We start from the raw sequence: 21,651 nt of genomic DNA, 5'->3' as shown, positions 1-21,651 counted from the left end.
TAACTTGGCCCGCCTGGTGCGGGCCTTTCAAGGATGTTCAATGAAAGGATTTTGGTTTCAAATTAATATCGGCATGTTCTTGTCCCTCGGGGTCGGATTTGGCCTGCTCCAACGTAACTGGTCGACTTTTTTGGGATTCTTTTATGTCGCCCTGTTTATTGCCGTTTTGTACCTTGTGAGTCATTTGAGCACTTCTCGGAACCGCTTTAGCCGTGCCTTTGGCAAGATAATGCTATGGGTTTACGCAGCGTTCTTTGCTTGTGTAGCTTTGTTAACAGTTGAAAGGCTGTGGTTGATCAATGGCGATAGTTACCCCTCATTCATGGGGACCGTTTATCAGAAGTTTGATATTCCTACTTATGAGGCAATTCCCGATTGTTCAAAAGGCGGGGGGGACTGGTTTGAAAAATCAGACAAGACAGTTATCCGTTGTGGAAGCAATTGGTTAACGGGTACCACGATTATCCTGAACCAGCCGTCATCTGAACTGAAGGACCAGACCAAATGAAAAGGGCGTTAACGTTCGTCAAAGATCACCTGGCAGTGGCGCTCATATTGCCGCTTCTAACCGGTGTTGGCACCGCAATCTACATTCGCGGGGAACTTGAAGCGGGAGAATACAGGGAGATTGCGTTGGCCTGGCCACGCCTGTCTTCCCAGACCAAAGCGGTTGTTTCTGACGCGATGATTGACGGAAGACTAACACACTGGGAGTTCGCCGATATCCGGTCACGAATCATCAATGAAACCCAAATGTTGTCCAGGGGAAGCACGCCGATCCTTTCACTTGAGGAGGAAAAGGACCAACTCCGCGCATTAAAATAGCGGCACAGGTAAGACTTAAAGTTTCGCATGCGAAATAATAAAATATCAAAATTGATATCTTATTGGCCTTGAGACATAATGTTCGTGTTGGGGATGGAAGGCCATCCCCTGAATGTTGGCGAAACGCCCGTCTCACAGGAGCATCAACATTATGTTGAACCAGAAGTTGTTTCATATCTCCCAGGGCACCAAAGGATGGCTGCCCACCGTCAAATCAGATATCAAAGTCGGCGAGCTGCTAACTCGCGGTTTTACTCTCGTTGAAGGTAGGTTGTACCCTGACCAAATTCATGAGATTGAAGCGTTGCTACCCCTGCGTTACAACGCCAAAGATGTCACCCCCTACAAATCCGACATTATCAATCATGGTGACCTCTGTTGCCGGATGATAAAAATTACCCGTATTCCACTCTTAGAAAGCTACCGCAAAGTCCAGGTTAAAGCGGATAGCATCGCCCATTTTGTCGAGGAATACGGTAAGCCGTCACAGTTCTCAACGCGTGGAAAGGAGCACCTGGCGCGGGAAATTGAAAGACTGACAATGGAACTCGCCGAGAAAGGCTACGCCCTTATCAGCGCTTGTGATTCAAAATCAGGAAAAGTTGTCGCCTACATTGCTTAATTTCGCATGCGAAATTGTGGAACCGTTAAGCATGTGAGAAAGATGATGATTTTTAAATATCTTTATTGATATTTAAATTTCATCCTGATAGATTGATGGACGTTAGGTGGAAGGCCACCTGATACTTCGGCGAAACGCCCGGCTCATAGGAGATGCAACATGCAACACAATGCCATTGTTGGCCGTTTACTGGTACAACCGCAACTGATCCAACGTGATGAATCCCAATACTGTTTATTCACTGTCGCCGAGCTGCGCAATCGTGGTGATCAGCAAACGAAACTGGAACTCATTGCCTATGATAGCGCTGCCGAACGCATCGCGGATCGGTACTTATTGGGTGACACAATATCGGTTGATTTTACCATCAAGAACAAAATGTACGAGAAAGACGGTTCAAACATATATGGCTATTCTTTCGTGGCCATCCATGCCGAACTCATCGCACCTGGCAATAAACGAAGAGAGCTGAATAGCAATCAGGCTCCGCACCAGTAACGATTTATCTGTTTTCGCATGCGAAATATTTTTAAAGAGGACGCAAAGATGGCTGCAAAAGTAATTGTAATTTGTTCACAAAAAGGCGGGATTGGTAAAACCTTCTCAACAACAGAGATCTCCAATGAGCTGCAGGCCCGCAATAAACGGACGTGTTGTGTTGATGGCGATTGGATGGGAGGCCTGACATCACGCCAGTTCCCGGACGGGTTGCCACCCGAAATTGATGAAAATCCATTAGGGCGAACATTTGTGCCTGGTGAAGCACACATGTCACGTCTGTACGCCGGTCCGGATACACCATTTAACCCTATTACATTGCCAGACGGCCGGGGATTTATGGGGGCTACAGAAGATCTAAATGAAGTGAATAACCGGCATGCTGATTGCATTTTTGACTTTAAAGAGCGCTTTGAAGCGTTGAAAGAAAATTATGACTACATTCTCATCGACTCATCACCGGTATGGACAAACACGTTGTTAGCCAATCACGTTGTCGCTGATTACCTGTTGATCCCAACCCTGCTGGAGAGAACCGCACGGCTGGGCGTTGAAAAACACATTGGTACGTTCAAGAAGATCAAAAAACGTTATCACCCAGAGTTGAAACTTCTCGGGGTGTTCGTCACTCACGCTATGGTATCAAACTATAAAAAACCCATGCTAGAAGGGCGTTATGCGCAGGTTGATACGGTAAACCTCGAAATGTTGATTGAGATCCTTGAAGAGCAGGGATTTAGCGAAGAATACCTGTTGGAAGTGATGCCATTTGTAGCAACCAAAGTGCGAGAAGCAATCGAGCTTTCAATTACGATTAAACAGCATGATCCAGAAAGCCCACTCGTGGCCAGTTACGATCGCCTGGTTGATACCATCATTGCACGAACTGGAGGCTAATCATGGCCAAGGGATTTAAAAATAAGCTGCGGGATCAAAAAGAACAACGCCAGCAGGCCACCTCCGCGCCGGAGGTGGTGCCAGCACCAGGCCTGCAGGAACGTGAGGTGGCGTTGCCAACGGAACAGCTGGACCACCGCGTGTTGAGCGATGTGGCGCGTGCTGAGTTAGAACCGAATGGCCAGATTATTCGCGTGCCGATCGATGAAGTCTATGCGGTTAAACAGGTCCGTCCGGAGGAAGACTTTGACGAGGCTACGATAGAAGGCATGGCCAATAGTTTCAATGAAGTCGGGGTCCTTTCACCACCACGTTGCTATCCCCGTGACAAACGAGGTTATCGGATATTATTTGGGGAAACTCGATGGAGATCAGAAAAGAAACGTGGCGAGAAGTATATCGATATTTACGTCGGTCCCCCACCGAAGGATGACCGACATCGGATCATTACTCAGCTGACTGAAAATATTCACCAGTCCGGTCTTAAACCTTTAGCCACTGCGGACAACATGCATGAGCTGAAAACTACCTGGAACATGACTCAGGCAGAAATCGCAAAGGTGCTTGGCAAGCCGCAGACATTTGTCAGCAAGCACATGCGATTGCTGGATGCGCCGGAAGTGGTGAAATCCTTATTGAAAGATAAGGTCACCAAAGATCTCGATATGGTTTATACCCTTAGCCAAATCAGCGATATCGACCCGGACAGGGCTGAAAAAATGGTGGCGTTGTTACGCGATGGAAAGTTGACACGCGGGAACGCCATTAAAGAACTGAACTTGCTGAAAGGGAAACCGGTTGTTCCTCCAAAGCCTGGAGAACAGCATGGCCAGAGTACCAGCGAACAACAATCATCGGGTGAGAACGATGGTCAACAGCCCCAGGCATCCGAAAGTAATGGCCATGAGGTTGGGGGGGCTGAGCAAGTGGCTGCGCCTACAGGGGCCGCTGCCGTCCAGCCAGGGGCGAATGATAACGGTGGCCAACAACCGGCGAAGGTTGAGACCAATGATCCTGAAAGCGGCATTTTGCCTGGAGCGTCTGAGCAACCAGCTGTACCGACAGCAACCAGTTCTGTTAGCGCAGGCAGCGATGAGCAACAGACTGAGAGGATAGAGAGCAACCATCAATCAGCCAGTCTCGCAGCATCGACTACTACCTCACCAGTAGTAACGAGCAGACGCGTCATGGTCATGGTCGACGGCGAAGAAGGCTACCTGGTAATGGACAAAACGCCGGACGAATTTGGTCTGGTCTGGATCAAACTCCCTGTTGGTGAAGTCTGCATCGAGGCAAAAGAGGTGACGGTCCTGGGGATTAAAGAGGTCTAAATGCTTACGACTAAGACACCCTTCGCACAATTGGCGGAAGAATTCTTACCGCGAATTGTAAAAACATGGGTGATGACCACAGAACTGACGTCTGCACAAGCTGCAGACGTTCTGGTTAATACCGCCATAAAAAACGGCTTTCTCCAAGATCGGGGAAGGCCGCTTACCGGGGCTGCCATCAATGAATGGGGGATTAAAAACAATACTCCCCGTTGGGGGATGCAGGCGGCCATGTCAATGCTGCTGGAAAACGGGTGGATGCCTAAAGAACATGCTGAGTGGGCCGCATGCGCTTCAATCCTCACGTTAACCATAAAATCAAAAGACTGTGAGTTGCTCTTGAGTTTGTTGCCGCCCACGTTTGATCGCGATGTAGCAGCCGGCTGGCTGTACGCTGCCCTGGAAAATGACGCTCACTATCGCACGCGTAAAAAGAGAATACCTAAATGACGTTCTTAGAGCTTGATCGTATTTTGAAAGATACCGGCAGGATTGGTTATGCTACATCGATGCTGGCTTGCCTACTTGATGCATTCGATCGCGGCGAAACAATCCTGGAAAAAGAAACGGTAGCTTCATTAATTGATATTACCGATACGAACGTTGCCGCCGTTGCCAGACGTCTCGCCGAATCCGGTGTGATTGAAATCCTGTATTGTGACAAAAGGGCAGATAAGCCTACATACTCGACAATACCCAATGGCCGCTGGGCGACACCTTACTACCAACTGACGTCAAAGGTCTTGAAAGCGTATCGACGAGCGTAAAAAGTTTCGCATGCGAAAAGTCAATTTAAGGAAAAATGACCGGTGAGCCAAAAAATGAAACAGGTGTTTGAGGATCAGACAAGGGACGGGTGGAAGCTGCTCTATCAAATTAGGCATACTAGACGCCGCTTTTTCCGGTGGACCTTTTATGTTTATGTCCTGTACGCGGCGGCAATGTACGGCTGTTATTTGATGACCAAACAATATCCAGGCGGCGTGTGGGACAGCATCTACGTTGTGATTGGGTTTTGTGGTCCGATCGGCGCTTATGTCGTTGGCAAACGGGCATTAAGAAAGGACATGTAAAAGAATCCCGTATAGCTCTTCAGTGCCGCGCTAAGTGCGATTCTGGATTTTCGGGTTCAACAGCCTGGGTTCACCAGGTAAACGTCGTGGTGACCTTGCCAGCTCGATTTCGCATGCGAAATTCCCGGCTGCTTATCCTCAGTCGTTAGCTAGCCCCCTAAAGTTGTGAAGTATGTCTCTTGCGGTGGTCGCGTTCGCGACCTATACTAGACCCATGGTTCGGGATTAGCTCGGATCACCTCTAAAGAGAGAGACGAAAAATGACCACGACTATCACCATCGCTTATGATGTTCCCGCAGATAAGTTTGCCGAAGTAGAAGCCCTGGCAGAGCACCACGCTATTCATAACGTCAATCACAATGGCGAAGTTTTCAACGTTGAGCGCGGTGACTTTACCTGCATCGACAAAGAAAGCTATAACCATGCATCCCTGCTGCGCCAAATCTTCAATATCATCGAAAAATAATCATTGCAGCCGTCCTGAAGGGCGGCTTGCTATCGGGCCGTATTATGACAAACAAAGAATTAAAAGCGCTCCGTCAGATCCTCGCTTTGGAATGCAGTGAGGCCGCCGAGCATATCGGTCAGGTGACAACTCGTACCTGGCAGCGGTGGGAGGACGGTTCTCGCGCTGTCCCTGATGATGTAGCCAATGAGATCACCGATTTCGCTACCCTGCGCGACAACATGACCGAAGACCGCTTTGAGGAATTTCGTCGCAAAGGTGAACGCATCACGTTGAATTTTTACATGACGATTGATGAGTTTGAGAAGGCCACAGGCAAGCGCAACGTCGTAATGTGGAAAATCACCAACTCTGTTGCAGGAGAATGCTTGTCTGCCGGCATTGCCAATCTGATTTGAATAATGAGCGCCTGATGTTTACACCTAAGTATTTCCAGGAGAAAGCCACCGAACTCGCTGTCCAGGAGCTGAGCACGGCTGACAATGCACTTGTTGTCATGTGCTGTGGTTCAGGCAAAACATATACCGGAGCCATGATCGCAGATCGACTCCACGCCCTGGTGACAGTGATTGTCGCTCCGACCATTATGTTAGTTGACCAGATTGCTGACGAATACCGGCAAACAACCGATCGGCGCGTGTTTCAATATCACAGTGAAAATGCGATTGAGCCAGAGGTATTCCTGGGAGAACATCCGGGAAAAAGGGCCATAGTCACGACCTACAACTCCGCGCCAGTGTTGCTCACAGTGCTGGCCGAGAGTGGCATCCAGGTCGATTTGGTGATCTACGATGAGATGCATCGGACTGCAGGAAAGTTGAGTACGTTATTCAACCAGACACTGACAGGCTATCCGAACGTCATTAAGCGCCTCGGGATGACCGCTACCCCACGGCACGCATCCTACAATGAGAAAGATGACGATACAGAATTCTTCAGTATGGACAATGAAGAACTCTACGGAAAACTCGTTTATACCTATCAGATCCGCGAAGCCATTGAAGACGGCGTTATCAGCGACTATAAACTGTTGGTCGCCTGTGTCACCGATGATGAAGTTCGCAGCTATCTGAAAGAGAAAACCATTTCCACCTCAGAACACAAAACCTATGCTATTGCGCTCACCCTTAAGCGAGCAATGGAGCAGTACGGGCTAAAAAAAGTCATCACCTACCATGCCACGATCGATGAGGCGAGCAAGGCGGCGACCATCTTTTCCGATGTACTCGATACCCCGGTCACCCATGTATCTAGCCTGCAGGGGCCTTATACCCGTAATGCCCATTTCGCCATTTATAAGGACAGTGATTCGTGTGTGATCACTAACGCCCGGTGCCTGAATGAAGGGATGAATGTTCCGGCAACCGACGCCACCATGTTCTGCAGCAGCAAGACATCGCCGATTGATATCATCCAATGTGCCGGTAGGGCAATGCGCAAGTACCCAGGCAAGGACTTTGGTTATATCATCCTGCCGGTACTCAGTGGTGATAACGCGGTAGAGTACAGCGATTTCTCTGCCATCATGCAGGTTTTAAACTCGCTCTCAGAGAACGATGAACTCCTACATCGCGCGATTAAATTGTATTCCCCAGACAGCAGCACACCAGGTCACACGTTACTACCGTCATTTTTCAGGTATACGGACGACAGCAGTTTTGATGTGCATAAGCTCGCAGATTTGATCTATCTAAAAGTCTATACATCCTTCAATAAGACGTTCCTCGATCGCGTGGAACAGCTGAAAGAGTTTATAAGTATTAACGGGCACAGCCGCGTATTAACTGCGAACGCGGGGAGCTTTGGGATATGGGTAAAACACATGCGAGCGCTGTACGCACGTAACCGTCTGGATCCCGAAAAAAAACGTATTCTCGATGAGTTGGGTTTCATCTGGGATTACAATCAGGAGTTGTTTTATCAGAACCTTGAAGAGTTACGCGCCTATTTGGAGGCTGGGAATACAGTTTCTGATGCGTCAACCGGACCGTTCCTTCAGTTCATTAAGGCGCGAAGGGCGGCTCACCGAAGCGGTACATTACCTGCTTATCAGGAAGATGCTCTCAACTCCCTGGGCGTTACATTTGATATCTCCAAGCACAACTTTGAGGCCAATCTGCGTCTACTAAAAACAGAGGTCAATGATTCTGGTGAGGTAACAAAGGGCTCCGCTCTGGTCGATTGGGTAAAGTACCAGCGTAAAAAGTATCTCAACAATGAACTTACCGAGGAACAGGTGAGCGCATTGATACAGACAGGGCTTAAGCTAGATATAGCTGGAGAGCGTGACCGCTCGTTTTTTACTAAATTGGCAGAGCTGGCCGAAACGCTACGGGATAACCGGCGTGTTACCCCATCCATGAACAGCTTTCGGGGAGTCATTAGACGGCGCTACAAAATAAAGACCCTGGAACAGGATCGCCTGGCAAAAATCAGAGAGCTGGAAAAGTTGTATAACATTCAGATAGTAGAGCCTAACCAGGACACACCAAGCGGCACATAGATCTTAGACTCATCGAGTACCCAGGGCGATGTGATATTTCGCATGCGAAACTCTCAGCCATCGCTGTCAGTGTCGCTTGTCTTCGACCGGCGGCACTAACATTGCTGTACGCTGGCAGGCTCCGCAAAAATTCGCCTGGCAGGAAGGGGGCGCGCAGAGCTGCATAGGGCAACGCAATTCCGGCGATTTGATCGAGCCGATCTCTTCCACAATATCCTTGTCGCCTTCCATTCAATCATTTTCGCATGCGAAATTAGTGATGCCATAGGATATCATAATTGATATTTAACGGGTTTTATTGCATAATACCTTTGTAGGAAATGGAAGGCCATTTCCTCTTCGGCAATACGCCATACTCACAGGAGCCATCATGAATATTCCCGTTAATAGCCGCAAAACCCTTACTGTCATTCTAACCGTGCTCAAAGGAACGCCATCTATCCACTTCTGCGATACCCCTTTATCGGGTGCTGATAACAATTTGTGGATGCCCGTCAACGTTCCCGATACATCACTGGCTGTAGTGCCCGAAAAGATAGAGCGTAGCCATCTACACGCCGCAATCGAGCAGATCATGATTATCAATAATGTGGCGCATAACGTTGTGCATGTCGAAGAAATCATGCGTGGAACTAAGTATCTCGATTACCGTGTGACCTATAACTGTTTGGCCTAATCGTGGTTCAGCGGTGGGATCCCGCCGCTGAATTAACATGAGGCAAAGGTCATAGAAATTGCATCACAATGCAAATTGCATTATAATGCAATAATAGTTAAGGCACAGGGATGGAATGATGTTCACGGTAATCTATCACTACGAAGCGGAAAAGGAATTGAAGGAGCTACCCCCGGTCGTTGCCGCGAAACTGTCCCGGATCATCGGCAAGCTGGAGAGTGACCCCCGGCAACTGCGAGAGCCGGATACCAAGCCACTGGGTAATGGTCTCTATGAGATCCGCTCGATGGGAAAAGATATCTCTCGCGGGATATGGGTATATCAGAAAGGGGAGCGCATTTTTATGCTCAGGATCTTTATTAAAAAGACACCCAAAACCCCAAAAAGTGAAATTGATCTGGCAATGCAGCGACTCGAGGAGATGATAAATGACAAAGTATAAAACTCATGCTCAGGTTCAGGCCGAAATGATGGAAAACAGTGAGTACAAGGCAGCGATGGAGGATGAAATTCGCAAAGAGCGTCTACAGGCGACGTTGGCCGAGTGGCGCAATGTGGCAGGACTTACCAGCGCTCAAGTTGCCAAGGCCATGGGCGTTAATGCCTCGACCGTCAGCCGGATGGAAAACAACGTGACGAAATCGAGTGTTGAAACCATTGCCCGCTATGCAAAAGCCTGCGGCATTGAGCATGTGACCATTTCGTTCTGATTGACGACGAGGCTCGGACTCTCTGGGCCTCAGTGTCATGCCTTGCCCTGGGCGGTCAACACCTGGCGGCAAAAGCAGGGTGATGACGGCGCCTGCGGCGCCGTTCTTACACATGCCGCTCTTCTTCCTCTTCCTCCTCATTTCGTTCTTCCTAACTTTACTGTCAATTCGTGTGAGGTCTATCTGGTCGCCGATCGCTGATCTACCGAGATGGATTGACAGCGATCCCAGGGCAAAACACGTTAACGGCAGTATGGCCCCCTTCGGCTCCCCAGCTGCGCAGGGTCGTCAACCGGACTACGCTAACCCGGCTCGTTGCCGGGTAAGCTCCGCCGAACCCCGCAAAAGCGCGGGTTTCGGGCCTTCGGCTATGGTCTGATGGCAAGGGCGGAAATCAGCATCCGAGTTACGCTTATTCAAGGATAAATCACTTCGTAAAGCCCACTAATGGATAGCGGGCAGGTAGATTTTACGCCTGCGCCACGGTGGATCAACTGTGCAGTCCTGGCAGTCGAAACCTTGACGGGAAAACGTTCCACGCCATTGGCCAGCAGCCAGATCGTCCTGGTCACACCATTGCCAAAACACAACCTGAGAGCGGGAAGACCCTTTTCAACCACGTAATCTCCCCCACATTCTGCCAGTGGCACAGGGTTTTCCCTTCCAGGCGAAAATCCATCATCAGCGCTAGCAAATTTTCTGTCTTGGCGCCAGATGGACTCATCGCCGACTGCCAGGTGACGTTCTTGGTGAGCACGTGCCCAGGCCTGCAGGAAGGGCCGCTTTTCGACAAGCACGATCCAATAGTCTGATTGCTTTGTCAGGCGCTGATCCATCCAGACCGTGCGCCCTGTAGCGAGCGGTATTTCAAATAGGCAGCGGCGTTCGCCAAAGGTACCAAATTCGGGGCCAGTTTGAACAATTCCATAGGGTGCCAGCACTTCCTTGCTATAGGTCATTTAATGATTGCCCTGGGGAGATCCTTCCATCGAGTCGTGTAGGCAGGGGAGAGCATCTCGCGCTTCATTCGCCAGCCTTTATCAATCCCCTGACCGCCAAACCATATCTTACCCAATCCCGTACCATTAATGCGATCGACAACCTTCATCAGATTATCGCTGTTGGCCCGTGGCGGTGTGTCGTCGAACATATCGATCTGACCTGGACGGCTACAGAAATCATTGAGCATGATCCCCGCCCTTTTGATACCGGTAGCCATCGCGCCAAATCTGGTCGAGAGCTTTCATTGCAGCAGCAACGATATCCCGCGTGTCCTGGCTGGCCAACATCAACACCTGGTTGGCGTTGTTGCCATAATACGGATCGTTGGAATACGGGCTGGTGCGCACAAAAACGCTGACGTGACGGCAATACTGGCGTTCCTGGCGCAACTTTTCCGCTGCCCGTTCTGCATATTGGCAGACTGCCTGGCGCATGTCCTGCAGCTGCGTGACGCGCTCACCAAAACTGCGACTGCAGATGATCTGTTGCTTCGCCGGCAGCGCATCGATAGAGATGCACGGCGTACCATTGAGTTCACGTACTGTACGTTCTACCACCACGCCAAACGTACGTTTCATCAACTGTAGGTTGGCGTCGGCCAGCTGCAGCACCGTTTCTATCCCCATGATTTTTAGCTTGGCAGAGAGCTTGCGGCCGATGCCCCACACTTCATCGATCGGCAGCAGTGCCATGAGCTTGCGCTGCCGTTGGCGATCGCTCAAATCAACCACGCCCCCCGTTCCTGGCCATGTCTTTGCTGCGTAGTTGGCCAACTTGGCTAGCGTACGCGTTTGCGCTATGCCAATTCCGCACGTCAGCCCGGTTTGCTGTGCCACTGTTGCCCGTACGCGACGGCCAAAATTGAGTAAAGGCTCACAGGTATTGATGCCGGTGACGTCCAAAAACGCCTCGTCGATCGAGTAAATCTCAAGCCGGGGGGCCAGAGCTTCAAGTGTGGCCATGACGCGTGAACTCATGTCGCCGTAGAGCGCATAGTTCGAGCTGAAGCACGCTATGCGGTTTTGCTCGATCAGCGCTTTGGCCTGAAAGTACGGTGTGCCACGTTTAACTCCCAGCTTCTTTGCTTGCGCGTTGGCCGCCACAATCGCTCCGTCGTTGTTACTGAGAGCGATCACCGGTTTTCCTTTGAGATCAGGCCTAAAGAGCTGTTCGCAGCTGGCATACATCGAATTGACATCACACAGCAGATACATAGGCACCTCGCTCAACGAAGCGTATGGATGGCGTGCATGACCACACCAAATATGTCCAGTTCGTCCGGATCGACAAATATCGGGCTGTAGGCGGGATTCATTGGCTGCAGGCAAAGACGCGGAGTAGTACACAACCGTTTGACAGTGAATTCACCGGCGACTGCAGCGATCACAATGTCGCCATGCGTGGGTTTGACCGCCTTATCAACAATCAGCAGATCACCAGACAGAATGCCAGCTTCTACCATTGACTCGCCTTCTGCCCGCACAAAGTAGGTTGCGGAGGGATGCCGTATACAAAATTCGTTGAGATCCAACTGAGCTTCGATGTAGTCCTGCGCCGGGCTTGGGAACCCTGCCGCACATGAGTCAGCAAAAAGTGGCAGTGCGAGTGGGGCTGTGCCTGGTGAGTATTTAAAAATTTCAATCGTCATAACATCATTTACCTGTATATTTATACAGTGTATTATTGATGTTACCTATAGGGCTTGCAAGTGGGATCGGTAGAAATAATGGTGTGTCAAAGCAGCGCATTGCTTTTCAAAGGAATAAAGTTGCCAGGCAGTAGTTGACCAATCCTTGTTGAGTGAAAAACGTACACCTCTGGTGCGGCGGTTTAAGACGCGAGGTGGCGAGGTTATTCACAGGGTTCTACGCCGGATATGCACCCTTAATGTGGATAACTACCTTATGTCGTGAAGGAAGATGTCAGTGACGCATATCCGCTTCGCTTCTGGGTGCAAAGCCCTGTACAAGGAGTATTCAACCTTTGGTTGAGTAAATTTGGTAATCCGTATAGAATTATTTAAACGCGGTATCTGCGTTATGCATGAGCTTGAGGGTAGATGAGATGACAAAATTTAAAGATATGACACCAATGCAGCGCTTAGATGCTATGCGTAAAGCAGGTGTTACTCTATATCCAAATCTCTCCGCAGAAGATAAGAGAGCAGTGCTGTACGTCGAAAATGAACCAACTGTAGCGGCGCAAGACACTAATAAAAGTTAGTCCTCTACTGATCAGTTGGTGGGGATACAACCTCATCAACTGGAACACTCATCCGAAGCACTTCCTTTTGATTATTGTATGTAAAAGCAACATCTCCTTTCATACTCGTTTCATACCGGTCAACAATCGCTTTAGCTGGCTCACACACAGAAAGAACGTCGCGAGACATGGCCAGACCTAAAAAAGCCGAAAACGTCACAGACGCTGGGATCATGAACCCCTTGAGTGAGGGGCAGTCAACATCACGATGTACAAACTGCAGCTCTACTTCATTTGATGATAATTTTCCAGAAAAGAGTCCACCAAATTTGCCGTTGCTCGATACTGCCACAACAAACTTTTTGGTTGAATATTTCGACTTGTGATAAATCGTCTCCCAAGACCAACATCCGTATCCATCCTTATATACTGATGTATCCCGCCATGATTTAGAAAGCTCGGCATGTGCAGGACTACAAACCTCAAACTGAAGTGTCGGAAGTATCAGATTTGGAAAAAGTTGTTTCATTTCTTGAGCATAAGCATCGACGGTCAAAACTCCTACGCCGGTAAGCAATTCATCAAACTCACGCTTTTTCATACCACCACGCAACTAAACTCTGGAAAAACAGCAGTGTAACATAGAGATCGAACATCAGAGGAAAGAGACAATCGTTTGTCCATAGTTGCAACGCTTTTCCAATCGAGAACGGTTGTGCTTGTCCTCAATGCCAATTTGAATTCCTAACTTTTCTTACCTTTTTGTATCCATTTCACTTCTCTTTCCTCTACTTTTGTTCCGCTTTCAACCCTATAGGTCTTTCAAGCTTGATGGGTGTTTCTTGGAGCCACCTTCGGCTCCCTGGCGTAGCCAGGTCGTCAGCCCACTCAGCTAACCCGGCCAAAACATGCCGGGTAAGCTTCGCCGAACCCCGCATGATGCGGGTTTCGTGCCTGAAGGCTTGGGTCTGCTGTCCAACACCAACCCCTGCAGCTGGCCACTGGCCAGCGCATTCACCACGACGGCGATACTGCTGCCGTCGCTCAGAAGCGCGTAACGGCTTTCGCTGCTGCTGCGCCGTTCCGCATTGTGCCCTGTTTCACCCTCAGCTGTGGGGTGAGTTTCCGTGAGTTATTCCGACCGTCGCTAGGCAGTAGACCACACTCCATCGCTCCTTCTGGCAAGGCTGGTATGAACGCCTGCGGCGGCCTTGCCAGCGCTCCTGATTGTGGTCTGGGCCAGTTTGCGACGGCGAATACTCACAGAAGCATCACTTTAACCACATAAGGAGATTCAAAACATGTCACAACAAAACGTCCAGGGCGCGACAGCGAAGCCTACAGAGGCATCTCATGAATTCAACAGCAATGAGTATCGGGCGACCTATTCCCCCGATGACAACAAATTGCGCCTGTATCCCCTCCATCGTCTCGATGAAGAAACCTACGCGACAGTGAGCAAGGCGGGTTTCAAATGGGCACCTAAACAGCGTTTCTTCGTGGCGCCTGCGTGGACGCCGGGCCGCGAAGATGTCTTGATGAGCCTTGCCGGTGACATCGAGGATGAAGATAGCACGTTGTTTGAGCGTCAGAGCGAACGCGCCGAACGCTTCAGCGGTTACAGCGAGAAACGCGCGGCAGAATCCAGCCAGGTTTTAACGGCGGTCGATAAGCTGGCCTCGGCGGTTCCCTTTGGGCAGCCGATCCTTGTTGGCCATCATAGCGAGCGAAAAGCGCGCAGGCATGCCGCAAAAATCGAAAACGGTATGCAAAAGGCCGTCATGCTGTTCGAACGGTCAGAGTATTGGCAAGAAAGGGCTGCGGCGTCCTTGGCCCACGCCAAATATAAAGAACTGCCAGCCGTGCGCTATCGCCGGATCAAAAAAATTGAAGCCGACTTGCGCAAGGCAGAAAAAAATATCGCAGACTCGGAAAAATTTCTGAAACTTTGGCGCTCCGATAACCTGGATTTAAAGATGGCCATCGCAATCAGCAATTACGAAAGTATTTACGCATGTTTTAGCCTGGAGAAGTACCCCCGACCACAGGATAAAAGCCAGTACGAAGGGCGCATGAGTCTGTATTCAGCGTTGGATGAAGATATTATCACGGCCGAACAGGCCCGAGATGTTGCGATCCCTTGCCATGATAGGGCTATCCGCCATTATCAACGCTGGGCGACACATTACCGCAATCGCTTGAGCTACGAACGGGCCATGTTGAACGAGAGCGGCAGCGTGATAACGAGCGCGAAAGAATTTCAAGTCGGCGGTCAGGTGCTTTGCAGGGAGGAATGGCTGCCTATCCTCAAGATCAACAAAAGAAACGGAGAAGTCACCTCACTGGAAACGCCGTGGCACAATTTTTTAGGGTACAAGGGCACGATGAAACTCACCGTTGATCGCATCACCGATTATAAAGCCCCCACAGAGGAAGAGGCACAAGCTGCCAGTAAGACAGTAAAACGTCCGCCGAACGTGAATGTTCCCGACGAGGGATGTGTGACGATGACCAAAGCCGAATGGGCCGCGAAACACCGTGATTACAAGGGCGTTCGGGCCGTTGAGGCCACCGACACCCACGGAGCCTATCGCTACCGCCGAGTGATGACGCAAGGTTGCACGCTGTCATCTGTGTATATCAGCGACATGAAAACCGTTGAAATCCCGAACAAATAAAAATTGCTCCCCGGATCAACTCCGGGGAGCCATAGAGGGTATAAGATGCATTTGGCACTTAAGCAGCGTATCGAGATGATGCGCGGAAAAATTGAACGTAGCGCCTCGGTGGTTGAGGTTCCGGCCTGTTCACAATTGTTTGTTAGCTCAGATGAGATCTGCGACCGTCTGGTTCACCTGGCCAACATCAGCAATGGGGATCGCATACTGGAGCCGAGCGCGGGGACCGGCGCGATTGTAAGGACTATCAGGAAAGTGGCACCCGCTGCGGTATGTGATGCCGTAGAGATTAACGCCGAGCTTTGCCAGCACTTGAGAAACGAATTTGAAGGCATCAACGTGATCTGCAGTGATTTCCTGGAATACTGGCCGCATGCTTCAGAGGGAAACTACAGCCGAATTATCATGAATCCGCCGTTCAACCAGGGCGCGGATATCAAACATATTCTGCATGCCCGCTCGTTGCTGATACCCGGTGGCGTGCTGACCGCCGTGTGCTTGAACGGGCCACGGCAAAACAAATCGCTCAAGCCGCTTTCTGACCATTGGGAGCCTTTGCCGCGTGGGGCGTTTGCGTTTACCGATGCGTCTACCGCGATAGTGCGGTTGGGGGCGGCCTGAAAATATCGCACAGCCACAGGGGGTGAACGGATGCCCCCTTTATGCCTGGGTCGGGGTGTTGAGCCGTCGAGCTGGGGTGAATACCTGTTTCGCGTCCTGGTGCCGGTCCTGTGTTTCTCATGGGCGCCGGCGGGGAAAGGTCAGCGGCAAAAAGCCAGAGAGAGGACAGCGCCTGCGGCGCTGTTCTTCCCTATGCCGCTCCTGGTGAGCTGACTCCTCTTCTACTTCCCTGGTATCTTCTCTCTCCTCTTTGTCTTCTTCCTGCTTCATTTCCTTATTTTCCTGATAGCCCTTCTATTCCTTTGGTAGCTTCTGGCCAGCAGCTGATGGACAAGAATTAACGGCAGTCTGGATACCTTCGGCTCCCTGGCATAGCCAGGTCGTCAGCCCACTCAGCTAACCCGGCCAAAACATGCCGGGTAAGCTTCGCCGAACCCCGCTTGAGGCGGGTTTCGGGCCAGAAGGCTTTGGGTCTGCTATCTAACATCAAGGTCAACCCCTGCAGCTGGCCAGGGCCAGCGCGTTCACTGCTCTGCGAAATGACTGCAGAGCGCTAAGGAGCAACGCCGTTTCGCGCCCGCGCGTTTCGTCGTTGCGACGGGTTCCTGCTCGTTTCATTACCTGGATATCTTCACCCATTTGAGTTCTTTCGCCGGGGCTGAGACAAGCACAACCCGTCTTGCTGTCTAGGGGCCGGCCATGCCTTTCGCAATAAATTTTTTCCGGCCATTTCATTAGACCGAAAAAAATTTCCCGCTCCCCCCAGACATCTTCACCGGGCCGTGCTCGTTTACGCCCTCGCGGCGAACGACTCTCAAACGGGTGAAGGTAATACCCAGCGGGAAAGTCCAGCAGGTCCCCGCAATAACATCAAAACCGCGGCCCCGACAACTCAACGGGTGATGGTTTTCAAAAGCGAAAGCTCAACGGAAATAAGGAGATTCATCATGGCAGAACGTGGCGTAAACAAAGTGATTTTGGTCGGCAATCTGGGTCAGGCTCCCGAAATTCGTTATATGCCCAATGGGGGCGCGGTGGCCAATCTGTCTCTGGCGACCTCCGAAACATGGCGCGACAAGGCAACGGGCGAACAAAAAGAAAAAACCGAATGGCATCGCGTTGTCTTGTTCGGAAAGCTGGCCGAAGTGGCCGGGGAATACCTGAGCAAAGGCTCAAAGGTCTATATCGAGGGGCAACTGCAAACCCGCAAGTGGCAGAACGAGCAGGGTATTGATCAGTACACCACCGAAATCGTGGTGAAGGTCAATGGCACCATGCAAATGCTGGGCGGCGGCGAGCGCCAGACTAGCGGCAACGTACCTGCACAACCTCCGGCTGCCGCGCAGCCAGCAGCCAGCAGCGCACCGGCCAAGGGCAAGCGCTCGACTAAAGGGAAAGGGTCGCCAAAGGGAGCAGATGCCGCGCAAGCACCATCAGCGCCACCATCGCAGCCGCAAGGTGGTCAATACCCGCCGATGGATTTTGAAGACGACATCCCGTTTTAGGATTTACCTTTTCGCCCTGTGCAAGCAGGGCATCACTAACAGGAGTTTATAGCCAATGGCTGACCAACAGCACGTCTTGTTACCAACAGACGGCCCGTTTACGCGTGAACAGGCCAACGTTGTAGCAGCAGCCTACAGCAATGTTGCCATCGAGGACGATCAGGGGACGCATTTTCGGCTTGTTGTTCGCGTCGATGGCGCAATGAGCTGGCGCGATTGGAATTTCTCACAAGATGCCGGGTATTGGCTGAATCGCTATATCTAGCAGTGCGGTGTGAAAAAGCAGTAAGCAAAAGGGTGCCGGACGTGAGCCGTCCGGCAGACAGTAGTCAACACATAAGGAGTACCAACTATGTCAGTTACCGAGTCTAAAGCAAAAACAGCTAAGAAAGCTAGCAGTAAGGCGAAAGAAAAAGCCGTGTCTAAAGAACTAGTTACCCTGCTCGAAAGTACGCCGGTTGTTCTGGTGCCATTCTCTCAATTGGCCGATACCGAACTGAACACACGTATCGTTCCGCATACGGACAAAGAAGTCAGAGGATTGGCCGACAGCATCAAGGGGGTCGGCATACTGCAAAACCTGATCGTTATTGCGCTGCCTGACGGCCAACTGGGCGTTGTCGGTGGTGGTGGCCGTAAAAAGGCTACCGCGCTGTTGGTGAGCGAAGGGCTTATCGATGCCGATCAACCTTTTGTGCCTGTGAAGGTAGTTCCACGCGAACTGGCGGTTGCCGCATCGATGACGGAAAACGGCCAGCGTAAATCAATGCACCCCGCCGAACAGATCATCGGCTTCCGTACACTTTCTGAAGAGGGGAATACGCCAGCGCAGATCGGTGATCTGCTGGGGTATGGTGCCCGTCACGTCCAGCGCATGCTGAAATTGGCCGGGTTGGCTCCTTCTATCCTTGATGCATTGGCTAAAGATGAACTCACAACCGAGCACTGTCATGTGTTGGCGCTGGAGAATAACCCTGAGCGCCAGTTGCAGGTTCTGGATATGGCCAAAGAGAACAGCTACAACGGCAAGCCCCAAATTCATCAAATACGCAGCTTGATAACCGCCAGTGAAGTCCAGATCAGCGGTAGCGGGAAGTTTGCATTTGTCGGAGCCAATGCTTTTGAGGACAGCCAGATCCGCCGTGATCTGTTTAGCGAGGACGATGGCGGCTATGTCGATAAAGTCCTGCTTGATACACACCTCGTTAACAAGCTGGAGATAGTTGCCCATGCCCTACAGGAAAACGAAGGGTGGGCATGGTGTCTGCATCGGATGGATCAAGTAGAACGCTGGGGAGAGGATGCGCAGACGTACGGCTTTTTGCCTACCCCTGCACCTTTGTTTACCAAAGAAGAACAGGCCCGCCTAGACACGCTGACAGCCGCGCTGCAAGAGGTTGACACCCACGACGATGAATATGAGATTCAACAGCAGATTGAAGACCTTGAATCGGCTGTAGCGATCCGGTCGTGGACACCTGAGCAGAAAGCACAGGCTGGGGTGGTCGTGTCATTTGAGGATGATGACGTTTGCATTCAGCGCGGGGTTCTTCTTCGGGAACAGAAGGAGGGGACAGAGGGGGCCAAAGCAGACAACGAGACTCGAACATCATCAGGTATCACTTATACCCGCCAACCCGAACCGGTGGACGACATCAGTTTACCGTTGCTGACCAAAATGTCATCGGAACGGACGCTTGCGGTACAGGCAGCGGTAGTACAACAGATACCGAAGGCCGTTGCATTGCTGGCATGGACGTTGTGCCGTGACCTGTTATCACATCATTACGGTTCGACGTCTGCGCTCAAAGCGTCATTGCGTTGCTCACACCATAGCTTGCTGGAAAATGCGCCGTCAGGCAAAGAGGGTACCGCTTATCTTGCTCTCAAAGCAGAAATCGATCGTGTCACCGCCATGTTGCCGGAAGGTTGGGATCGTGACTTTACCACCTTCTTTACGTTGAAAGGGGAGCAGTTGCTTTCCATCCTCGGTTTATGTGCGGCTTGCGGGTTGGATGGTGTACAGACCCGTGAATGTGGGCATACGACACGCAGTCCGCTCGATGCGGTGGAAACGGCGTTTGATTTCGAACTGCGTGACTGGTGGCAACCGACAAAAGCCAATTTCTTTGACCACCTGAAAAAACCACAAATTGTCGAGTTCCTGAATGAAGCGGGTTTCACCGGTGCGGCAAGTGATGCGGAGAAGATGAAGAAAGGGGACGCCGCAGAGTTGGCCGAAGAACGGATGGCAAGTAACCGTTGGGTGCCAGTGTGGATGACCGCGCCTAAACCTAAAGAGGCACCTGTCGACGATCCTGCCAACGCAGAAAATGTTGAAGGCGAAACCCATTCCGACGAAACAGCCACCACTGACGCAGCCTGATAACTGGAGCTGCCGCCCGAAAGGGCGGCTGATAACACGATGACCAAAGAAGAAAAATTCACGTTAGCCAAGCTGCAAGCCTTTACCGCCACCGATTTTGAACAGTACCGCGAACGCGGCGAGGAGGCACGCTTGCGGTTATCCAGTGCGGTGATCGCAGCGCTGGGTTTGCCTGACTGCTGGCAGATCGATTGCGAACACCGGCAAGAATGGTGCGGGGTACAGGCATGGAGTAAGCGCTTTACCAATGTACTCTGCCAGTCATTTGAGTACGGGCAACCGCTATGGGCAATTGTCGGTGAAATGCATGGCGAGCTGGAAAACCGAACAGAGATAGAACAGTGGCTGGACGAGCTAATGTTGCCTAATAAACTGGAGGACCGGCGGTGAATGAATGGCGTTATTCGCTGCGGTGGGCGTACCCTCATCGACCTTGCCCCGGTGAAGAAATATTGGTGTTTGAAGATGTTCCTGCCGGTGCGCGTGCGCCAGCTAGTGTGATGGCCCTGTTTGTACCGGGGGGTGACTATGCTGTGTCTCTGGATTTTTTGGACGTGAAGCCTATACGCCGCTGGAGTCCGGAGCGCAAAGCACAAGCACGTCAGCGCAATCTCGAGCGCAGAGTGGTCAAAGCCGCGCCGTTGTTTGCTGATGAGCTGATAGCGCGCGAGCTGGAAAACCGGCCTGATTACTTCAAGGGAAAATGAATACTATACTGAATACAATGCTATTTTCAGTCGCTAAGAGGGAGGTGGGTATGTGGAAATACCTAAGACGTAAGATCGCAAACAACCCCAGAGTGCAAAAAATGTCGCCAGCACAGCGAAAAAGCGTTGGCGGGAAGTTCATTATCTATAGCACCCTGTTGTTGCTTATCCCATTCACCGGCATGCTGTTGTCATACAGTAGCGCACTGGTGCATATCACCTTTCAAGTGATCTGGGCCGTTTCCATGATCGTTGGTTGCGTGATTGCCTTTGAGTCTGAGCCTGAGTCGGGTACCAGGGCAAAATGACGTTGGCCAGGGCGGGAAGGTCAAGAACAGACGGCACCTGCGGTGCCGTTTTTTCCCGTACTTTCCTGCCTCATTCGTTTCTTCTCCTGGTGAACTGTTATCCCCGAATTGCTGTTTAAACCTCTCTTCTTCCTGAACAACACTCTTTACCTTGTCTTTCTCATTGTCATTTCTCCGATAGTTTCCATTCCATTCTGTTGGTGTCGCATCTCTCTGGCCCAAAATCAGGTCAACAGCAGTCTGGATACCTTCGGCTTCCAGGCTTTGCCTGGTCGTCACCCCTACTCAGCTAACCCGGCCAAAAAATGCCGGGCAAGCTTCGCCGAACCCCGCATAAAAAGCGGGTTTCGGGCCTGAAGGCTTGGGTCTGATATCTAACGACCAGGTCAAGGACTGCAGCTGACCGGTGGCCAGCGCGTTCACTGCCCCGCGGTAAAGCGGCAGGGCGCCAAGGACGTCCCGCCGTTCCGTCGTGCCGGGTGTGTTCATACTGTTGCCCCTGGTGATCCCTCTCTCGTTTAGTTCTTCGCGGATGGCTGTTTGTAGCACCATTCACGTTCAGAAAACAAAGGAAGGTAAACGCCGTAAACGGCCCTTTGTTTTCTGCCCATGCCTGTTGCTCCTTACGCCATTTGCCGCG

General features: G+C 51.1%; 27 protein-coding genes and 1 pseudogene. 24 read left to right on the top strand and 4 right to left on the bottom strand.

Features of this window, described 5'->3' with window-relative positions; all coding sequences use genetic code 11:
• Positions 1-40 precede the first annotated feature (40 nt).
• The 15 genes from KGP17_RS27690 to KGP17_RS27620 all read left to right on the top strand — a co-directional run bounded on the left by KGP17_RS27690 (position 41) and on the right by KGP17_RS27620 (position 9,602).
• The gene (locus KGP17_RS27690) at positions 41-508 is read left to right on the top strand and encodes a hypothetical protein (RefSeq protein WP_223499762.1); all 468 of its coding nucleotides are present in this window, start codon (positions 41-43) and stop codon (positions 506-508) included.
• Positions 505-825 carry a hypothetical protein gene (locus KGP17_RS27685; RefSeq protein WP_223499761.1) on the top strand — a complete coding sequence of 107 codons (321 nt, stop codon included), beginning with the start codon at positions 505-507 and terminating at the stop codon, positions 823-825. The genes KGP17_RS27690 and KGP17_RS27685 overlap by 4 nt, the downstream gene beginning before the upstream one ends.
• A gap of 151 nt (positions 826-976) precedes the next feature.
• The gene (locus KGP17_RS27680; protein WP_223499760.1) at positions 977-1,447 is read left to right on the top strand and encodes a hypothetical protein; all 471 of its coding nucleotides are present in this window, start codon (positions 977-979) and stop codon (positions 1,445-1,447) included.
• Positions 1,448-1,606: 159 nt separating this feature from the next.
• Complete coding sequence (locus KGP17_RS27675) at positions 1,607-1,945, top strand: hypothetical protein (RefSeq protein ID WP_223499759.1); 339 nt, start codon at positions 1,607-1,609, stop codon at positions 1,943-1,945.
• 48 nt (positions 1,946-1,993) lie between these two features.
• Complete coding sequence (locus tag KGP17_RS27670; protein WP_223499758.1) at positions 1,994-2,842, top strand: ParA family protein; 849 nt, start codon at positions 1,994-1,996, stop codon at positions 2,840-2,842.
• A gap of 2 nt (positions 2,843-2,844) precedes the next feature.
• Positions 2,845-4,173, top strand: a complete 1,329-nt coding sequence (locus KGP17_RS27665; RefSeq protein WP_223499757.1) for a ParB/RepB/Spo0J family partition protein — start codon at positions 2,845-2,847, stop codon at positions 4,171-4,173.
• Positions 4,174-4,623 (top strand): hypothetical protein, encoded by a 450-nt coding sequence (locus KGP17_RS27660; protein WP_223499756.1) that lies wholly within the window; start codon positions 4,174-4,176, stop codon positions 4,621-4,623.
• Entirely contained in the window at positions 4,620-4,940 is a 321-nt protein-coding gene (locus tag KGP17_RS27655) for a hypothetical protein (RefSeq protein WP_223499755.1), read from the top strand. The genes KGP17_RS27660 and KGP17_RS27655 overlap by 4 nt, the downstream gene beginning before the upstream one ends.
• Positions 4,941-4,982: 42 nt before the next feature.
• Complete coding sequence (locus KGP17_RS27650; protein WP_223499754.1) at positions 4,983-5,246, top strand: hypothetical protein; 264 nt, start codon at positions 4,983-4,985, stop codon at positions 5,244-5,246.
• Between the two features lie 260 nt (positions 5,247-5,506).
• A complete protein-coding gene (locus KGP17_RS27645; protein WP_223499753.1) occupies positions 5,507-5,713 on the top strand; it encodes a hypothetical protein in 207 nt (68 codons plus the stop codon).
• Positions 5,714-5,757: 44 nt separating this feature from the next.
• Positions 5,758-6,111, top strand: a complete 354-nt coding sequence (locus tag KGP17_RS27640; protein WP_223499752.1) for a DUF1870 family protein — start codon at positions 5,758-5,760, stop codon at positions 6,109-6,111.
• 14 nt (positions 6,112-6,125) lie between these two features.
• On the top strand, positions 6,126-8,216 hold the full coding sequence (locus KGP17_RS27635; RefSeq protein ID WP_223499751.1) for a DEAD/DEAH box helicase: 2,091 nt from the start codon (positions 6,126-6,128) through the stop codon (positions 8,214-8,216).
• Between the two features lie 370 nt (positions 8,217-8,586).
• On the top strand, positions 8,587-8,892 hold the full coding sequence (locus KGP17_RS27630) for a hypothetical protein (protein ID WP_223499750.1): 306 nt from the start codon (positions 8,587-8,589) through the stop codon (positions 8,890-8,892).
• A gap of 118 nt (positions 8,893-9,010) precedes the next feature.
• Positions 9,011-9,334 (top strand): type II toxin-antitoxin system RelE/ParE family toxin, encoded by a 324-nt coding sequence (locus tag KGP17_RS27625; protein ID WP_059202210.1) that lies wholly within the window; start codon positions 9,011-9,013, stop codon positions 9,332-9,334.
• Positions 9,321-9,602: a helix-turn-helix transcriptional regulator gene (locus KGP17_RS27620; RefSeq protein WP_223499749.1), complete on the top strand. Its 282-nt coding sequence runs from the start codon at positions 9,321-9,323 to the stop codon at positions 9,600-9,602. Before KGP17_RS27625 ends, KGP17_RS27620 begins: the two co-directional genes overlap by 14 nt.
• Before the next feature lie 416 nt (positions 9,603-10,018).
• Here the strand turns inward: KGP17_RS27620 and KGP17_RS27615 are convergent, their stop codons facing one another.
• The 3 genes and pseudogenes from KGP17_RS27615 to umuD form a co-directional block, all read right to left on the bottom strand.
• Entirely contained in the window at positions 10,019-10,561 is a 543-nt protein-coding gene (locus KGP17_RS27615) for a hypothetical protein (RefSeq protein WP_223499748.1), read from the bottom strand.
• Positions 10,558-11,818, bottom strand: a pseudogene (gene umuC / locus KGP17_RS27610) (translesion error-prone DNA polymerase V subunit UmuC). Before umuC ends, KGP17_RS27615 begins: the two are co-directional and overlap by 4 nt.
• An 11-nt stretch (positions 11,819-11,829) precedes the next feature.
• Positions 11,830-12,252, bottom strand: a complete 423-nt coding sequence (gene umuD, locus KGP17_RS27605) for a translesion error-prone DNA polymerase V autoproteolytic subunit (protein ID WP_223499747.1) — start codon at positions 12,250-12,252, stop codon at positions 11,830-11,832.
• 416 nt (positions 12,253-12,668) lie between these two features.
• Here umuD and KGP17_RS27600 point away from each other — a divergent pair, with 416 nt between their 5' ends.
• Positions 12,669-12,827, top strand: coding sequence for a hypothetical protein (locus KGP17_RS27600; protein ID WP_223499746.1), 159 nt, complete (start codon positions 12,669-12,671; stop codon positions 12,825-12,827).
• Positions 12,828-12,831: 4 nt separating this feature from the next.
• Here KGP17_RS27600 and KGP17_RS27595 read toward each other — a convergent pair whose 3' ends face one another.
• On the bottom strand, positions 12,832-13,407 hold the full coding sequence (locus tag KGP17_RS27595; protein WP_223499745.1) for a hypothetical protein: 576 nt from the start codon (positions 13,405-13,407) through the stop codon (positions 12,832-12,834).
• Between the two features lie 700 nt (positions 13,408-14,107).
• Here KGP17_RS27595 and KGP17_RS27590 point away from each other — a divergent pair.
• From KGP17_RS27590 to KGP17_RS27555, 8 genes are all read left to right on the top strand, one after another.
• A complete protein-coding gene (locus KGP17_RS27590; protein ID WP_223499824.1) occupies positions 14,108-15,484 on the top strand; it encodes a DUF3560 domain-containing protein in 1,377 nt (458 codons plus the stop codon).
• Between the two features lie 45 nt (positions 15,485-15,529).
• Entirely contained in the window at positions 15,530-16,105 is a 576-nt protein-coding gene (locus KGP17_RS27585; RefSeq protein WP_223499823.1) for a methyltransferase, read from the top strand.
• 947 nt (positions 16,106-17,052) lie between these two features.
• Positions 17,053-17,610: a single-stranded DNA-binding protein gene (locus KGP17_RS27580; protein ID WP_223499822.1), complete on the top strand. Its 558-nt coding sequence runs from the start codon at positions 17,053-17,055 to the stop codon at positions 17,608-17,610.
• A gap of 55 nt (positions 17,611-17,665) precedes the next feature.
• A complete protein-coding gene (locus KGP17_RS27575) occupies positions 17,666-17,875 on the top strand; it encodes a DUF905 family protein (RefSeq protein WP_223499821.1) in 210 nt (69 codons plus the stop codon).
• A gap of 87 nt (positions 17,876-17,962) precedes the next feature.
• Positions 17,963-19,996, top strand: a complete 2,034-nt coding sequence (locus KGP17_RS27570) for a ParB/RepB/Spo0J family partition protein (protein WP_371822223.1) — start codon at positions 17,963-17,965, stop codon at positions 19,994-19,996.
• A gap of 39 nt (positions 19,997-20,035) precedes the next feature.
• Positions 20,036-20,386, top strand: a complete 351-nt coding sequence (locus tag KGP17_RS27565; RefSeq protein ID WP_223499819.1) for a conjugation system SOS inhibitor PsiB family protein — start codon at positions 20,036-20,038, stop codon at positions 20,384-20,386.
• The gene (locus KGP17_RS27560; RefSeq protein ID WP_223499818.1) at positions 20,383-20,703 is read left to right on the top strand and encodes a theronine dehydrogenase; all 321 of its coding nucleotides are present in this window, start codon (positions 20,383-20,385) and stop codon (positions 20,701-20,703) included. Before KGP17_RS27565 ends, KGP17_RS27560 begins: the two co-directional genes overlap by 4 nt.
• Before the next feature lie 101 nt (positions 20,704-20,804).
• Positions 20,805-21,011 carry a hypothetical protein gene (locus tag KGP17_RS27555; RefSeq protein WP_115160158.1) on the top strand — a complete coding sequence of 69 codons (207 nt, stop codon included), beginning with the start codon at positions 20,805-20,807 and terminating at the stop codon, positions 21,009-21,011.
• Positions 21,012-21,651: the final 640 nt, after the last annotated feature.

Origin of the sequence: Serratia sp. JSRIV001, assembly GCF_019968745.1 — a bacterium.
GTDB classification, from domain to species: Bacteria; Pseudomonadota; Gammaproteobacteria; order Enterobacterales; family Enterobacteriaceae; genus Chania; species Chania fonticola_B.
Note: the sequence above shows the minus strand (reverse complement) of the source record. Positions and strands in the feature narration are given on the sequence as shown.

Bases quoted from the DNA above. Each gene is read 5' to 3' on its own strand.
- KGP17_RS27690 (WP_223499762.1), top strand. From the start codon at position 41: ATGAAAGGATTTTGGTTTCAAATTAATATCGGCATGTTCTTGTCCCTC.
- KGP17_RS27685 (WP_223499761.1), top strand. From the start codon at position 505: ATGAAAAGGGCGTTAACGTTCGTCAAAGATCACCTGGCAGTGGCGCTC.
- KGP17_RS27680 (WP_223499760.1), top strand. From the start codon at position 977: ATGTTGAACCAGAAGTTGTTTCATATCTCCCAGGGCACCAAAGGATGG.
- KGP17_RS27675 (WP_223499759.1), top strand. From the start codon at position 1,607: ATGCAACACAATGCCATTGTTGGCCGTTTACTGGTACAACCGCAACTG.
- KGP17_RS27670 (WP_223499758.1), top strand. From the start codon at position 1,994: ATGGCTGCAAAAGTAATTGTAATTTGTTCACAAAAAGGCGGGATTGGT.
- KGP17_RS27665 (WP_223499757.1), top strand. From the start codon at position 2,845: ATGGCCAAGGGATTTAAAAATAAGCTGCGGGATCAAAAAGAACAACGC.
- KGP17_RS27660 (WP_223499756.1), top strand. From the start codon at position 4,174: ATGCTTACGACTAAGACACCCTTCGCACAATTGGCGGAAGAATTCTTA.
- KGP17_RS27655 (WP_223499755.1), top strand. From the start codon at position 4,620: ATGACGTTCTTAGAGCTTGATCGTATTTTGAAAGATACCGGCAGGATT.
- KGP17_RS27645 (WP_223499753.1), top strand. From the start codon at position 5,507: ATGACCACGACTATCACCATCGCTTATGATGTTCCCGCAGATAAGTTT.
- KGP17_RS27640 (WP_223499752.1), top strand. From the start codon at position 5,758: ATGACAAACAAAGAATTAAAAGCGCTCCGTCAGATCCTCGCTTTGGAA.
- KGP17_RS27635 (WP_223499751.1), top strand. From the start codon at position 6,126: ATGTTTACACCTAAGTATTTCCAGGAGAAAGCCACCGAACTCGCTGTC.
- KGP17_RS27630 (WP_223499750.1), top strand. From the start codon at position 8,587: ATGAATATTCCCGTTAATAGCCGCAAAACCCTTACTGTCATTCTAACC.
- KGP17_RS27625 (WP_059202210.1), top strand. From the start codon at position 9,011: ATGTTCACGGTAATCTATCACTACGAAGCGGAAAAGGAATTGAAGGAG.
- KGP17_RS27620 (WP_223499749.1), top strand. From the start codon at position 9,321: ATGACAAAGTATAAAACTCATGCTCAGGTTCAGGCCGAAATGATGGAA.
- KGP17_RS27615 (WP_223499748.1), bottom strand. From the start codon at position 10,561: ATGACCTATAGCAAGGAAGTGCTGGCACCCTATGGAATTGTTCAAACT.
- umuD (WP_223499747.1), bottom strand. From the start codon at position 12,252: ATGACGATTGAAATTTTTAAATACTCACCAGGCACAGCCCCACTCGCA.
- KGP17_RS27600 (WP_223499746.1), top strand. From the start codon at position 12,669: ATGACAAAATTTAAAGATATGACACCAATGCAGCGCTTAGATGCTATG.
- KGP17_RS27595 (WP_223499745.1), bottom strand. From the start codon at position 13,407: ATGAAAAAGCGTGAGTTTGATGAATTGCTTACCGGCGTAGGAGTTTTG.
- KGP17_RS27590 (WP_223499824.1), top strand. From the start codon at position 14,108: ATGTCACAACAAAACGTCCAGGGCGCGACAGCGAAGCCTACAGAGGCA.
- KGP17_RS27585 (WP_223499823.1), top strand. From the start codon at position 15,530: ATGCATTTGGCACTTAAGCAGCGTATCGAGATGATGCGCGGAAAAATT.
- KGP17_RS27580 (WP_223499822.1), top strand. From the start codon at position 17,053: ATGGCAGAACGTGGCGTAAACAAAGTGATTTTGGTCGGCAATCTGGGT.
- KGP17_RS27575 (WP_223499821.1), top strand. From the start codon at position 17,666: ATGGCTGACCAACAGCACGTCTTGTTACCAACAGACGGCCCGTTTACG.
- KGP17_RS27570 (WP_371822223.1), top strand. From the start codon at position 17,963: ATGTCAGTTACCGAGTCTAAAGCAAAAACAGCTAAGAAAGCTAGCAGT.
- KGP17_RS27565 (WP_223499819.1), top strand. From the start codon at position 20,036: ATGACCAAAGAAGAAAAATTCACGTTAGCCAAGCTGCAAGCCTTTACC.
- KGP17_RS27555 (WP_115160158.1), top strand. From the start codon at position 20,805: ATGTCGCCAGCACAGCGAAAAAGCGTTGGCGGGAAGTTCATTATCTAT.